Below are 13752 nucleotides of genomic sequence, written 5' to 3'. Positions count from 1 at the left end.
ACAGAATGCGTGATTTCCAGTTTCCCGGCCGCTCGCCGGTCCGTGCCACCGAAGCGATCGCCGCGACCTCGCATCCGCTTTCGACGCTTGCAGCCATCGACATGCTGCGCGCCGGCGGCAATGCCATGGACGCCGCTGTCTGCGCCGCCGCCGTGCAGGGCGTGGTTGAACCACAGTCAACCGGCATAGGCGGCGACTGCTTTGTCCTCTATTGCCCCGCGGGGCAGGGAAACGTGCTGGCCTTCAATGGCTCCGGCCGGGCGCCCGCCAAGGCGACCGTGGACTGGTATCGCGGCAAGGGTTTCAGCGAACTTCCCAAACAAGGCCCGCATGCCGTGACCGTGCCCGGCGCGATCGACGCCTGGTGCAGGCTGCTGGAAGACCATGGCAGCAAGGACATCGCAGAGGTGCTGGCGCCGGCGATCCACTATGCCGAGAATGGCTATGTCGTGCATGACCGCGTCGCCTTCGACTGGGCCGAACCGGAGACCGACCTGTCGGCGGACGAGCACGCCGCGCGCATTTTCCTGCCGGGCGGCGAGGCGCCGAGGGCCGGCGACGTGCACCGGCAGCCGGAGCTTGCCGCTACCTTACGCATCATTGCCAGGCATGGCCGCGCCGGGTTCTATGAAGGCGCCGTCGCCGACGACATTGTGAGCCGGCTCAGGGCATTGGGCGGGCTGCATTCGCTTGAGGATTTCGCTTCGACCAAGGGCGATTATGTAGCGCCGGTCAGCGTCTCCTATGGCGGCCACGAGATCCACCAGATGCCGCCGAACAACCAGGGGCTGACGGCGCTCCTGATGCTGAATATGCTGTCGGGGTTCAAGCTCGGCGGCCTCGACCCCAACGGCGCCGAGCGCCTGCACTTGGAGATCGAAGCGGGGCGGTTGGCCTACCGCGACCGCGACCGTTTCCTCGGCGACCAGGACCATGTGCCGGTGCCGGTAAAAGAGCTTCTGTCGGCCGCCTATGCCGAGCGGCTGCGCGCCGAGATCGATCGAGAGCGCGCCATGACCCACCTGCCGGATGTGCAGCTACCGGGCAGCGACACGGTCTATATCTCGATCGTCGACCGCGACCGCAACGCGGTCTCCTTCATCAACTCGACCTATTATTCCTTCGGCAGCGGCGTCGTCGGCCCTAAGACCGGCGTGGTGCTGCAGAACCGCGGCTCGAGCTTCCGCCTCGACCCGGCGCATCCGAACGCGATCGCGCCCGGCAAGCGGCCGATGCACACGATCATGCCCGGCATGGCGACCAGCAACGGCCGCGTGGTGATGCCGTTCGGCGTCATGGGCGGCGGCTACCAGCCGTTCGGCCATGTCCATCTTTTGACCAATATGATCGATTTCGGCATGGACCCGCAGCAGGCGCTCGACGCGCCGCGGGTGTTCTACAATGACGGTATGGTGGAGGCCGAGCGCGGTGTTCCCGCTGATGCGATCGAGGGTCTGCGCCGCCGCGGCCATCGCATCACCCAGCCGCACCACCCGCTCGGCGGCGGCCAGGCGGTGCTGATCGACTGGGAAAAGGGAACGCTGACGGGGGCGTCGGATCCGCGCAAGGACGGAATGGCGCTTGGGTATTGATGGGATCGGGACAACCGTCGCGGCCCGGATTTGGCTGCAGTTGCCACAGCAAGCGTCGGCGCCGCCCCTCATTGCCCTGCCGGGCATTTCTCCCCGTATAGTGACGTGAGAAAGGCGCTTTCATCGACGGCTCCGCCAATGGAACGGGGCCGTCCGATGGAAATAGACGCGCTGGTGGGCGCGGTGCAGGAATTAGGGCGACTGGTGAAGAAGCCGACGCCGACGATCGATGGGGTGCTGGCGCTGGTAAGGCGGCTGGCGATGGAGAGGGGGTGTTATGGCTGAGGTAGTCCGGTCTGTCTCGATCCCGCCAGTGGCGTTTTGCGCCGTGATGTGGGATAGGGGCTGCTGATTCATGCCCGCCTTAAGGCGGGCATCGCCTGCCGGGGACCCGTCACGCATCGCGGCAGAATGCTGCGATGGTTTCTGAGCTTTGCATGAGCAGCATATCTCTCACCCCGCCACCAGGTGACCGCCTCCGACATCGCTCAGCACCAGCCTCTGCGGGCTCTCGCCCAGCCTCCGCGTCGCGCTCGGAATCTCCTGGTCCAGCCTTGCGAACCGGCTCCTGCGCTTCGCCGGATCGGGCACCGGCACGGCTTCGATCAGCCGCCTGGTGTAAGGGTGGCGCGGGTTGGAGAAAACCTGGTCTCTCGTTCCCATCTCGACGATCTGGCCGAGATACATGACGGCGACGCGGTCGGAGATGTTTTCGACCACGGCCATGTCATGCGAGATGAAGAGGTAGGCGACGCCGAATTCGCGCTGCAATTCCTTCAGCAGGTCGAGCACGCGCGCCTGCACGGAAACGTCGAGGGCCGAAACGCTTTCGTCGGCGATGATCAGCTTCGGCCTTAGCGCCAGGGCACGGGCGATGCAGACGCGCTGGCGCTGGCCGCCGGAGAATTCGTGGGGATAGAGCTCCATCTGGCCGGCCGACAGGCCGACCCGCTCGAACAAAGCCGCCACCCGGTCCCTGCGCTCCTCCTTCGAGGCGACGCCATGGATGACCAGCGGCTCGGCAACGAGATCGCCGACGCGCATGCGCGGGTCGAGCGAAGCGTAGGGGTCCTGAAAAATCATCTGCACGTCGCGGCGCACCGCCTTGCGCTCGTCGCGGCCGAGGGCCGACAGGTTGCGTCCGCCGATGACGATGTCGCCGGTATAAGGCACCAGTCCGGCTAGCGCCTTGGCGGTGGTCGACTTGCCGCATCCGGACTCGCCGACCAGCGCCAGCGTCTCGTTGGGCGCGATCGAAAAGCTGACGCCTTCGACGGCATGGACGCGCCGGTTGACCCGGCCGAAGAAGCCGCCACGCAGGTCGAACCGGACATGCAGATCGGTGACCTCGGCGACGTTTGCCGGCGCAGCCGGCTCGGCAATCTCTTTCGATTTCTGGCGGCCGGCGCCAGTGCCGATGCGCGGCACGGCGGCGAGCAGTTCGCGCGTATAGTCGGCTCGCGGCCTGGCGAAAATGTCCGATGTCTTGCCTTCCTCGACCATGCGGCCATGCCGCATGATGATGACGCGGTCGGCCATTTCGGCGACCACGCCCATGTCATGGGTGATGAGGATGACGCTGGTGCCGTGCTGGCGCTGCAAGTCGCGCAGCAGTTCCAGCACCTCGCCCTGCACGGTGACGTCGAGCGCCGTCGTCGGCTCGTCGGCGATCAGCACGTCCGGCTCGAGCGCCAGCGCCATGGCGATCATCACCCGCTGGCGCATGCCGCCGGACAGCTCATGCGGAAACTGTTTCAGCCGGCTTTCGGCCTCCGAAATGCGCACCGCCTTCAGCGCCTCGATGGCGCGGCTTCGGGCCTCGGCGGGCGAGAGGCTGGTATGCGCCTCGATGGATTCGGTGAGCTGGCGGCCGATCGACAGGACCGGATTCAGCGAGGTCATCGGCTCCTGGAAGATCATGGCGATGCGGTCGCCGCGGATGCGCCGCATCCGGCGCTCGTCGAGCGCCGTCAGGTCGGTGCCGCCCAACCGGATTTTGCCAGCTGAGATGCGCGCGGCGGGCTGCGGCAGGAGCTGCATGATCGCCAGCGCGGTCATCGATTTGCCGGAACCGGATTCGCCGGCGATGCAGAGCGTCTCGCCGCGTGAAAGCGTCAGAGAGAGGTTGGAGACGACGTCGCGCTCGCCATCCTCGCCGCGCACGGAGACGGAGAGGTTGGCGATGTCGAGGATTGTTTCGGGGGGTGAGGTCATTGCAGATGCAAACCTGCAAGGGATTTATTCTGTGGCGCCCCCCACCCGGACCTTCGGTCCGACCTCCCCACAAGAGGGAGGTAGGGCGCCGGTGTTTTACCCTCCCCCTTGTGGGGAGGGTCGCTGCGAAGCAGCGGGGTGGGGGTGCAGCGCCGACCTCTCATTCGAACACGCAGCGCGGGAAGTAGAAGGAAACCACCCAGTTCGGCATGTCGACGATCTCGCTGATCCTGAGATCGCCGCAGACCGAGGCCAGCATATAAGCCTCGACCGGATCGATCTGGTAACGGCCGGCGAGCAGGTCGATCATCTGGGCGACGGCCTCTTTCGCGCCGGTCATCAGGTCGGGGCCGATGCCAGTGGTCACCTCGTAGCCCTTAGCGTCGAGGTGGCGCGTCACCGGGCCCGGCGTGGTGAAGCGCGGTGTCTTCAGCCTGGCGTCCTTGACCAGGTCGAGCTTGAGCACGACGTCCATCGGGCTTTCGATCGCCGTGCCGCAGACCTCGCCGTCGCCTTGCGCGGCATGCGTGTCGCCGACCGAAAACAGCGCCCCGGCCACTTCCACCGGCAGATAGAGCGTGGTGCCGGCGGCGAGGTCGCGAATGTCCAGATTGCCGCCGACGCGGCGGGGCGGCACCACCGAGTGATGGCCCATTTCGCCCGGCGCGTTGCCGATGGTGCCGGCGAAGGGTTTCAGCGGCACGCGGCCGTTCTTGCCGAACAAGGCCGGCTCCAGCGAGGCGGCATCGTATTTCCAGATGTTCAGCGCCGGCTGCTTGAAGTCGTCGGCGAGCAGGCCGAAGCCTGGAATGTTGGCCGTCCAGCCGAAGCCGGACGGTTTGAACATCTCGATGGTCACCTTCAGCGCGTCGCCCGGCTCGGCGCCCTCGACGAAGATCGGCCCGGTGACAGGGTTGATCCCGGCGAAGTCGAGCTTGGCGATGTCGGCGACGGTGCTGTCGGCTTTCAACTGGCCCCCCGAGGAATCCAGGCACTGGAACTCGATGGTCGAGCCGGGCGCCACCCGCTCGACCGGGGCAAAGGAATTGTCCCAGCCGAAATGGTGGTGGCGTCCGTGGATGGTGTAATCGCAGTTATTGCACATCTTTTACGTACACATTGTCGTAGTTGATCGGGATATGGACTGGGTCGACATAGAGGTTGTCGGCACCGCCCATGCGCGCGGACTTCATGGTGAAGCGCTGCTCGTTGAAGACCGGCGCCCAGGGCGCGTCCTCCATCACCTTGTCGTAGATGGCGCTCCACATCTTGTCGCGCTCGGCGGCCTTGGCTGGGTCGACCACCGAGTCGGCCTCGGCCGCCTTGGCGTCGAGGTCCTTGTTGCAATACCACGACCAGTTCCAGCCGCCCGGCACGGCGCCTGCGCAGCCGAGGATCGGACCGTAGAAGTTCGATGGGTCCGGGAAGTCGGCGATCCAGGCCATGCCGCCGGACCAGATCATCGGCGCGCCGGCCTTGTCGCCGCCGGCGGCAATGACGTTTGCCTGGGCGAGCGACTGGATGCTGGCCTTGATGCCGATCGCCGCCAAATCCTGCTGGATCGCCTGCGCGATGCGCGGATTGGGATCGGTGTTCATGGCGAAAAGCTGCGTCTCGAAGCCGTCCGGATGGCCGGCTTCGGCCAGCAGCGCCTTGGCCTTGGCAACGTCGTAAGGATAGCCCTTGTATTCCTTGTCGTAGCCCGGCATCGACGGGGGCAGCGGCTGGTTGGCCGGCACGGCGCGGCCGTTGATGATCTGGATGATGCGCGCCTTGTTGATCGCCATGTTGACCGCCTGGCGAACCTTCACATTGTCGAACGGCGCCATGGTGGTGTTCATGGTGACGTAGCCGGTGTGCAGTTGCCCGCCCTCGACGACGCGCGCCTTCTGCTCGGGATCGGCCATCACCTCCTGGAACTTGGCCGGCGGAATACCGTCGCCGGGCACGTCGATCTCGCCCTTCTGAAGGCGCAGCAGCGCCACGATCGGCTCCTGGCCGATCTCGAAGGTGATCTTGTCCAGATGCGGCAGTCCCTTGTGCCAGTAGTCCGCGTTGCGCTCGAAGACGATGCGCTGGCCGAGCGTCCACTCAGCGAGCTTGAAGGCGCCGGTGCCGACCGGATGCTTACCGAAATCGGCGCCATATTTCTCGACCTCTTCCTTCGGCACGACATGCGAGAAGTTGATGGCCATGACATGCAGGAAGGTGGCATCGGGCCGGGTCAGCTCGAACTTGACGGTATAGGGGTCGACCACGGTGACACCCGATAGTGTCTCCGCCTTGCCGGCGGCGACATCGTCATAGCCCTTGATCGAGCCGAAGAAGCCGGCGCCGGGGCTCTGCGTCTTCGGGTTGGTGACGCGGTCGAGTGAGTATTTCACGTCGTCGGCGGTCATTTCGCGGCCATTGTGGAATTTCACGCCATGGCGCAGCTTGAAGGTGAAGGTCTTGCCGTCGGGCGAGATCTCGTAGCTTTCGGCGAGATCGGGCTTGAGGTTGGTGGTGCCGGGCTCATAGTCCATCAGCCCGTCGAACAGGCTCTTGATCATCGACCAGTTCTGCCAGTCATAGCCGATCGCCGGGTCGAGGGTCGCGACATCGTCCTTGTAGGTGATGGTGATGGCGCCGCCCTGCTTGGCGTTGGGATCGACGGCGTCCTCGGCGCGGACGCTCGTCATGCCGAGCATCAGCGCCAGCGCCGATGCGGCCACGGTGGATGCGAGAAGCTTTTTCATTGTTATGTTCCCTTTCTCTGTTGGTTTTCTGGTTTCATCTGAGCTTGATGCGGGGATCGATGAACGGGGCGATGATGTCGGCCAAGAGATTGCCGAGCACGATGGCGAAGGCCGACACCAGGGTGACGCCCATGATGATCGGAATGTCGACGCGCTGGATCGCCTGCCAGGCGAGCTGGCCGATGCCTGGCCAGCCGAACACGCTTTCAACCACCACGATGCCGCCCATGAAGATGCCGATATCGATGCCGATCATGGCGATGACCGGCAGGATGGCGTTGGGGAGCGCATGGCGGAACAGGATGGCGTGGCGCGCCAGGCCCTTGGCGCGCGCGGTGCGCACATAATCCTGGCGCAGCACGTCGATCATCGAGGAGCGCATCATGCGCGCGTACCAGCCGGCGCCGAGAATGCCCATGGTTAGCGAGGGCAGCACCAGATGGCGCCAGGTGCCGTAGCCGCCGATCGGGAACCAGCCGAGCCTGACGGCGAACACGTAGAGCAAAAGCAGGCCGACGACGAATTGCGGCGCCGAGACGCCGACGAAGGAGGCGACCATCAGCGTCTGGTCGGTGGCGGTGCCGCGCTTGACGGCGGCGATCAGTCCCATGCTGAGCCCGATCAGCAATTCGCACAGGATGGCGCCGACCATCAGGAGCAGGCTCGCCGGCAGCCGCGAGACGATGAGCTCGGTGACCTCGGAGCGCTGGATGTAGGAGCGGCCGAGATCGCCGCTGGCGAGCTTCGTGAGATAGTGCCAGTACTGGACGACGAAGGGCTGGTCGAGGCCGAGCTGCTGGCGGATGTTCTCGACCGTCTGCGGCGTGGCGCTGCGGCCGGCGATCTGGCGCACCGGGTCGGCAGGTAGCAGATAAAGCAGCGCGAAGGTGATCAGCGAAACGCCGAGCAGGATAAGCAGCGACTGGATCAGGCGGCGGCCGAGATAGGCGATCATGCCCGGCCCCTTTGCGTCGGATCGAGGATGTCGCGCAGCGCGTCGCCGATCAGGTTAAAGGCCAGCGCCAGCGCCAGGATCGCCGCACCCGGGAAGAACACCAGCCAGGGCGCCGCCTGGAAGTAGGTCTGGTTCTCGAAGATGATGTTGCCCCAGGAGGCCGTCGGCGGCTGCACGCCGATGCCGAGGAAGGAGAGCGTTGCTTCCAGCAGCACCGTGGTCGAGATGCCGAGCGTGCCCCAGACGATGATGGTGGGCAGAAGATGCGGCAGGATGTGGCGAAACAGGATGCGCGGCGCGCTCGCGCCGATGGTGCGTTCGGCATCGATGAACTCCCGTTCGGCGAGCGAAGAGGTTTCGGTGTAGATGACGCGCGCGGTCTGCACCCAGTTGACCAGCGCGATGACCAGAGCGACGATCCAGAGACTTGGCTCGAACACCGCCGCGAGACAAATGGCGAGCAGCAGCGCCGGAAACGCCATCATCAGATCGGTGAAGCGCATGAGAGCGCTGCCGATCCAGCCGCGGAAATAACCCGCCGTGACGCCGACCAGCGTGCCGATCAACAGCGCCACGCCATTGGCGGCGATGCCGATGATCAGCGAGGTGCGGGCGCCGTAGAGAATGCGGGTCAACAGGTCGCGGCCGAGCAGATCGGTGCCGAGCCAGAATTTTGCGTCGGGCGGCAAGGGCGAGCCTTCCAGCGTCAGCCCGTCGAACATCTGCTCATTCGGGTCATAGCTGGTCAGCCATGGCGCGAGGATCGCGCCGGCAAGGACGATGGCGACGATGAACAGACCAAGCAGCGCCAGGCGGCGTTTGACCAGCCGGCGCCAGACGCCGGCGCGCGGCTTGACCGGCATGCGTGCGGCCGCCGGAAGATCAGGCGCGATGGGACTGGTCATCGCCGCCTTCCTCACCCGTTATTTCGTCACTCGTCATCGCCACGATGCGGCGCGCCGCATCCTCGACGCTGATCTGCCAACTCATCGCCAGCGAGCGCAGCTGCGCGTAGGCGCGATCGTCATCGGCGCCTTTCGAAAGTGCCGCGACGGCGCGCACGATGGTCTGGCGCTCGGCGACGCGCTGGCGCAGCGAGGCGATCTCGCCGGCTAAATGTTCTCGCGCCTCGAAACTCTGCCTTGCGATCAGCAGCGCGCTGTAGACGCCGGCGGTGCCGACCGGCTTCAGGAGCTGCGCATCGGCCTTGTGCGACAGCGCCCATTCGATGCGGCCGGGCGCCTCCGAGCCGATCAGCGCCACCAGCGGCATCGGCGCCTCGCCGGCCTTCCACGGGAATTGCTCGTCGAAGCCGAGATCGGCGTCGAAGAACACGAAATCGGCGGCCAGCGCTTCAGGCGGCAGTTCGGGCCAGCAGTCCACCGTGACCAGGCCGATTGCCGACAATTGCCTGGTGATGGCCTGCACCGTCGGGTGCGGGCGATGCAGGATGAATGCCCTGGCGCCGCCGAGATTAGGGATTCGCGATGGCCTGGTCACGACACCACCCTCAGGCGCGGCCGGCCGAATGTCGTGGCTGGGTCGTAGCGTGACAAATAAGGATCGGGCGCGACCTCGTGATGCCGGCTGACGACCTCGAAGAAGCCGTCGGCGATCCGGCCGATGATCACCGGCAGCGTTGCGTGCTGGGAATGGGCGTCGATGGCGATCGGGCCGAGCCGGGTGGAGAAGCGCCGTTCGGCGAAGGCCTTGGAAAATTCCGCCGGACCGGCGTCGGTATCACGCGAGAGCACGTCGGCCATCACTTGCACGGAGGCATAGGCGGAGGCCTCGAAAGACGAGGCGAAGGCCGCGGGGCGAGGCGCGAAATACGGCCCGACCGACAAATGCCCCTTGCCGGTTTCGCCGATCGCCGGCAGCTCACCCTCGGTGAGGTTGCAGGAGATGACCGGGCACACCTCGGGGCTGAAGGCCGGGTCCTCAACGCCCAAGTCGCGGTAGGCCGCCAGGAAGGCGTAGGAGGAGGTGCCGATGAGATTGTTGAGGACGAAGTTCGGCCGCGTCGCCCGGATCTCGGCGATCAGCCGCGACACGTCGGTCTCGCCGATACGCAGATAGCGCTCGCCCAGAACCTTGCCGCCGGCGTCCGCGATCAGGTCGCGCGCGACGCGGTTCATCTCCCAGCCCCAGATGTAGTTCGAGCCGAGCAGGAAGCCGTTGGCGCCGAAGCGGGGCACGACATGGGCCATCAGCGGCACCAGATGCTGGTTTGGGCAAGCGTGCATGTAGACGACGTGCTCGTTGGCCTCGAAGCCTTCATAGGGGCAGGCGTACCAGAGCATGCCGCCGGCTTTCTCCAACACCGGAATGGTCTCCTTGCGGCTCCAGGAGGTCACGCAGCCGACAACATGGCGGGCGCTGCTGGTCTTGAAGATGTCCTCGCAGAGCGTCGCATAGCGATCGGCATTGCTTTGCGGGTCGCGCTCGACCGGCACCAGTTCGATACCCGAGCCGCGGTCGGCATTGATGTCGGCGATGGCGCGCATGGCGCCCATCCGGCACGCATCGGAGACGAGCTGGTAGCTTCCCGAGCGGGAATAGAGGATGCCGATCTCGATACGCCGTTTCAAACAGATCCCCAGAAATAACAATGCCCCGCAGCCACCACCGGAGGGCGAGGCATACGAGGCATTCTTGCCGCCCGGCGATCGGGGCCGGTATTTTCAGCCTAAACTATTCCCTGCGACCGCGCAGTCAAGCGGGAAAGTGCGATCTGTCCAAGTTTGAAATTAAGGCTTGGGCCGCAAGGCGATTGGGCAGGATCCTTCTACCCAGCGATGGGAAGATTTATGAACCCCTTCGACCAGGAGAACCTCTCACAGGCGAAGGAAGCCGACGACGTGATTGACGACGGCAAGGACCCGCCGCGAAGCGCTGGGGCGAGGGACGGAAAGAAGCGCCGAGGCCTGACACCAGAGCGGCGCGCCGGGATAGTCCGGAAGGCGGCTGAGAAACATTGGTCCGCTAAGAGATAAGTTTCTCTAGCTCCGCAGGTGTCTCGATATGGTCACCGTTCGAAAGCGGCGCGATTGGAAACATGTGACCTTTTGGACCGGTTGGAATCAGGCCGCCTTGCGCCGTATCAGAGATGCCAGGACGGTACGCATTCCTGAGTATGCCGGGCCGCCGATTGTCACTTCCCAGTCAGTGCCGCGTTTTCGGGGAAACTTAGCACTGCGTAGCGCTTCACGGAATGCTGTCGGCTCAACGCCTACGGTTTGAGCCATTTCCTCAGCGGTTGTGCATTTGGCTATCATGAAATCTCCTATGCTTTCCTCTAGGCATATAGGGATTCAGAGCGGGATGCGCCAGCAGACCGGCCAGATCTCAAACCGAAACACTACGGAAAGGTGTGTTCATCAGCTCAACGGCGGCGCTGCGGCCCGCTCGGTGCGGCTAGGCCGGCGTGCTCGCCGTCCAGCAAATTTTGAGAGAATATTCCGGACTTCCGGGCGAACCGGGGAACGCGGTTCTTTGATAATATTCCTAGAGTTTCTGATGATCAGGGCAAGGCTCGGCATCCCGCCCGGCTTTTGTGACTTCGCAACCGCAGAGATCGATCATGTCCGAGTTCAGGAACACTTTGTCATCTTCCCTTTCGTCACATTTCAACCGGCGCGCTGGTCTTGCTTTGCTTTTCGCCTCGGCGGTCGCGATCACCGGGCTGATGGGATCCAGCGCCTCATTCGCGGAGGACAAGAAGGCGATCAAGGTCGGCATCATCAGCGGCGAGGACGAGGATGTATGGCGCGTCGTCGTTGCCCAGGCGGCGCAAAAGGGCCTCAGCATTGAGACCGTTGTGTTCAACGATTACACCCAGCCCAACGAGGCACTGGAGCGCGGCGAGATCGACGCCAACGCCTTCCAGCACCAGCCCTATCTCGACAACCAGATCAAGACTCAAGGCTATCACATCGTGCGCGTCGGCTATACCGGCGTCTGGCCGATCGGCCTCTACTCCAAGAAGTACAGCAAGGTCGCCGACCTGCCGGAAGGGGCGGTGATCGGTGTGCCGAACGATCCTTCGAACGAAGGGCGGGCGCTGCGCGTGCTGCAGAACGAAGGCGTGATCAAGCTCAGGGACGGCACCGGCATTCTCGCCACCACAGCCGACATTGCAGAAAACGCCAGGAAGGTCGAGATCAAGGAGCTCGACGCCGGCATTGTCGGGCGCTCGGTCGTGGACCTCGACGCGGCCGTGGTCAACACCGACTGGGCGCTGAAGAGCGGCTTGACGCCGGACAACCGCATCGCGCAGGAACCCATCGCCGACAATCCCTATCGCAACTTCATCGCGGTCAAGGTCGGCAATGAGAACGAGCCCTGGGTGAAGACGCTGGTCGCCTCCTACCAGAACGACGCGGTCAAGGCCGAGTTCGACAAAGTCTACAAGGGCACCGGCCTCAGCGCCTATTGAGACTATCCAGGCACTGGTGTGCCTGCTCTGACAGGGAGAGGCGGTCCGCGCAATGCGCGGGCCGCAATCGCATTTCGGGATCCGCGTATGAACCAGCATTTCACCGCAACTACCGAGGCCAGGGATCAGGCCGCTACATCCCCGCAGGACGTGGTGCGTCTTGTCGACCTTAAGCGCCGCTTCGGCACGACCGCGGCACTCGACGGCGTGTCGCTGACGGTGCGCAGGGGCGAGGTCCTCGGCATTATCGGCCGCAGCGGCGCCGGCAAATCGACGCTGATCCGCTGCCTGAACGGGCTGGAGCGGCCGGATTCCGGTGAAGTCTTCATTGAAGGTCGCGAGATCAGCCAGCTCGGCGAGCGCGAGCTGCAGCCGCTGCGGCGGCGCATCGGCATGATCTTCCAGCATTTCAACCTGCTGTCGGCCAAGACGGTCGAGGACAATGTAGCGCTGCCGCTCAAGATCGAAGGCCGCCCGAAGGCGGAGCGGCTGCGGCGCGCCGCCGAACTGCTTGAACTGGTCGGCCTGTCGGAGAAGGCGAAGGCCTATCCGGCGTCGCTGTCGGGCGGGCAGAAGCAGCGCGTCGGCATCGCCAGGGCGCTGGCCGCGCGGCCGGCGCTGCTGTTGTCGGATGAAGCCACCTCCGCGCTTGACCCGGAGACGACGCGGTCCATCCTCGCCTTGCTGAGGGACATCAACCGGCAGCTTGGCCTGACCATCCTTTTGATCACCCATGAGATGGAGGTGATCCGCTCGATCGCCGACCGCGTGGCGGTGATCGACGCCGGGCGCTTCGTCGAGCAAGGCCCGGTCTGGTCGGTGTTTGCCGAGCCGCGGTCGCAGATCACGAAAAGCCTGCTTGGTGCCATCCGGCCGCAACTGCCGGCCGAGCTCTTGGCCCGGCTGCTGCCCGCGACCGGCGCGGAGACGATCCTGCGCGTGGATGTGGCCGGGGAGGCCGCGCAAAGCCCGCTCTTGTCCGATCTCGCGACGCTCGTGCCTGGCACGTTCCGCCTCGTCCATGGCGGCATCGACCATGTCCAGCAGCAGCCGGTGGGCACACTGTTCCTGTCTGTCCCCGGCAGCGATGCAAGCCATCTCGCGCGAGTGATCGCATTCCTGAAATCGCGCCAGGCGCGGGTGGAGGTGCTTGGCCATGTCGCCGATCCTGTTTGAGCTTCTGCTGCGGTCGATCTGGGAGACGGTGCTGATGACGGCCGCTTCCGGCCTCATCTCGCTGGTTTTCGGTCTGCCGCTTGGTCTCGCCTTGATCGCCACCGAACGCGGCGGCATCGCCGAAAGCCTGTGGGTCAACCGCGTGCTCGGTGCCGTCATCAACGGCTTCCGGTCGGTGCCGTTCATCATCCTTTTGGTGGCGCTGATCCCGGTGACGCGGCTGATCGTCGGCACCTCGATCGGCACCTGGGCGGCGATCGTGCCGCTGTCGATCGCCGCCACGCCCTACTACGCGCGCATCGCCGAAGTGTCGCTGCGCGAGGTCGACACTGGCCTGATCGAGGCGGCGCGCGCCATGGGCGGCAACCGCTGGACGATCATCCGCGAGGTGCTGGTGCCGGAAGCGCTGCCAGGCATCGTCGCGGGCTTCACCGTGACGCTGGTGACGCTGGTCGGCGCCTCCGCCATGGCCGGCGCGATCGGCGCCGGCGGCCTCGGAGACCTCGCCATCCGCTACGGCTACCAGCGGTTCGAGACGTCAGTGATGATTGCGGTGGTGATTGTGCTGATCATCCTGGTCTGCGGCATCCAGTGGGCCGGCGACCGGCTGGTGGCGCGGCTGGATCGAAGATGATGGTC

11 protein-coding genes and 1 pseudogene are annotated in these 13752 nt (G+C 65.1%); 5 read left to right on the top strand and 7 right to left on the bottom strand.

What is annotated here, in order from left to right; translation table 11 throughout:
* The first annotated feature begins 5 nt into the window (after window positions 1-5).
* Together ggt and LB532_RS30300 are read left to right on the top strand one after the other, a co-directional pair.
* Window positions 6-1592, top strand: a complete 1587-nt coding sequence (gene ggt, locus LB532_RS03890; RefSeq protein ID WP_140639344.1) for a gamma-glutamyltransferase — start codon at window positions 6-8, stop codon at window positions 1590-1592.
* A 120-nt stretch (window positions 1593-1712) separates the two neighbouring features.
* Window positions 1713-1877 (top strand): annotated as a pseudogene (locus LB532_RS30300) (ketopantoate reductase C-terminal domain-containing protein); the annotation flags it as partial.
* A 168-nt stretch (window positions 1878-2045) separates the two neighbouring features.
* On the opposite strand, the gene LB532_RS03880 reads toward LB532_RS30300, so the two are convergent.
* The 7 genes from LB532_RS03880 to LB532_RS03850 all read right to left on the bottom strand — a co-directional run bounded on the left by LB532_RS03880 (window position 2046) and on the right by LB532_RS03850 (window position 10090).
* A complete protein-coding gene (locus tag LB532_RS03880) occupies window positions 2046-3806 on the bottom strand; it encodes an ABC transporter ATP-binding protein (protein WP_140639345.1) in 1761 nt (586 codons plus the stop codon).
* 160 nt (window positions 3807-3966) lie between these two features.
* Window positions 3967-4911, bottom strand: coding sequence for an acetamidase/formamidase family protein (locus LB532_RS03875; protein ID WP_140639346.1), 945 nt, complete (start codon window positions 4909-4911; stop codon window positions 3967-3969).
* Window positions 4901-6544: an ABC transporter substrate-binding protein gene (locus LB532_RS03870; RefSeq protein WP_140639347.1), complete on the bottom strand. Its 1644-nt coding sequence runs from the start codon at window positions 6542-6544 to the stop codon at window positions 4901-4903. The genes LB532_RS03875 and LB532_RS03870 overlap by 11 nt, the downstream gene beginning before the upstream one ends.
* 34 nt (window positions 6545-6578) lie before the next feature.
* On the bottom strand, window positions 6579-7499 hold the full coding sequence (locus LB532_RS03865; protein WP_140639348.1) for an ABC transporter permease: 921 nt from the start codon (window positions 7497-7499) through the stop codon (window positions 6579-6581).
* Entirely contained in the window at window positions 7496-8404 is a 909-nt protein-coding gene (locus LB532_RS03860) for an ABC transporter permease (protein WP_140639349.1), read from the bottom strand. Before LB532_RS03860 ends, LB532_RS03865 begins: the two co-directional genes overlap by 4 nt.
* Window positions 8382-8999 (bottom strand): ANTAR domain-containing response regulator, encoded by a 618-nt coding sequence (locus tag LB532_RS03855; protein ID WP_140639350.1) that lies wholly within the window; start codon window positions 8997-8999, stop codon window positions 8382-8384. Before LB532_RS03855 ends, LB532_RS03860 begins: the two co-directional genes overlap by 23 nt.
* Complete coding sequence (locus LB532_RS03850) at window positions 8996-10090, bottom strand: transporter substrate-binding protein (RefSeq protein WP_140639351.1); 1095 nt, start codon at window positions 10088-10090, stop codon at window positions 8996-8998. The genes LB532_RS03855 and LB532_RS03850 overlap by 4 nt, the downstream gene beginning before the upstream one ends.
* Window positions 10091-11082: 992 nt before the next feature.
* On the opposite strand from LB532_RS03850, the gene LB532_RS03845 reads away from it, so the two are divergent.
* The 3 genes from LB532_RS03845 to LB532_RS03835 all read left to right on the top strand — a co-directional run bounded on the left by LB532_RS03845 (window position 11083) and on the right by LB532_RS03835 (window position 13747).
* Window positions 11083-11937: a MetQ/NlpA family lipoprotein gene (locus LB532_RS03845; protein WP_224556383.1), complete on the top strand. Its 855-nt coding sequence runs from the start codon at window positions 11083-11085 to the stop codon at window positions 11935-11937.
* A gap of 87 nt (window positions 11938-12024) precedes the next feature.
* Window positions 12025-13113 carry a methionine ABC transporter ATP-binding protein gene (locus tag LB532_RS03840; protein ID WP_140639353.1) on the top strand — a complete coding sequence of 363 codons (1089 nt, stop codon included), beginning with the start codon at window positions 12025-12027 and terminating at the stop codon, window positions 13111-13113.
* Window positions 13094-13747, top strand: a complete 654-nt coding sequence (locus tag LB532_RS03835; RefSeq protein WP_140639354.1) for a methionine ABC transporter permease — start codon at window positions 13094-13096, stop codon at window positions 13745-13747. Before LB532_RS03840 ends, LB532_RS03835 begins: the two co-directional genes overlap by 20 nt.
* The last annotated feature ends 5 nt before the right edge of the window (window positions 13748-13752 follow it).

The sequence above is a fragment of the Mesorhizobium sp. ESP-6-2 genome (genome assembly GCF_020164675.1).
GTDB lineage: Bacteria > Pseudomonadota > Alphaproteobacteria > Rhizobiales > Rhizobiaceae > Mesorhizobium.
Note: the sequence above shows the minus strand (reverse complement) of the source record. Positions and strands in the feature narration are given on the sequence as shown.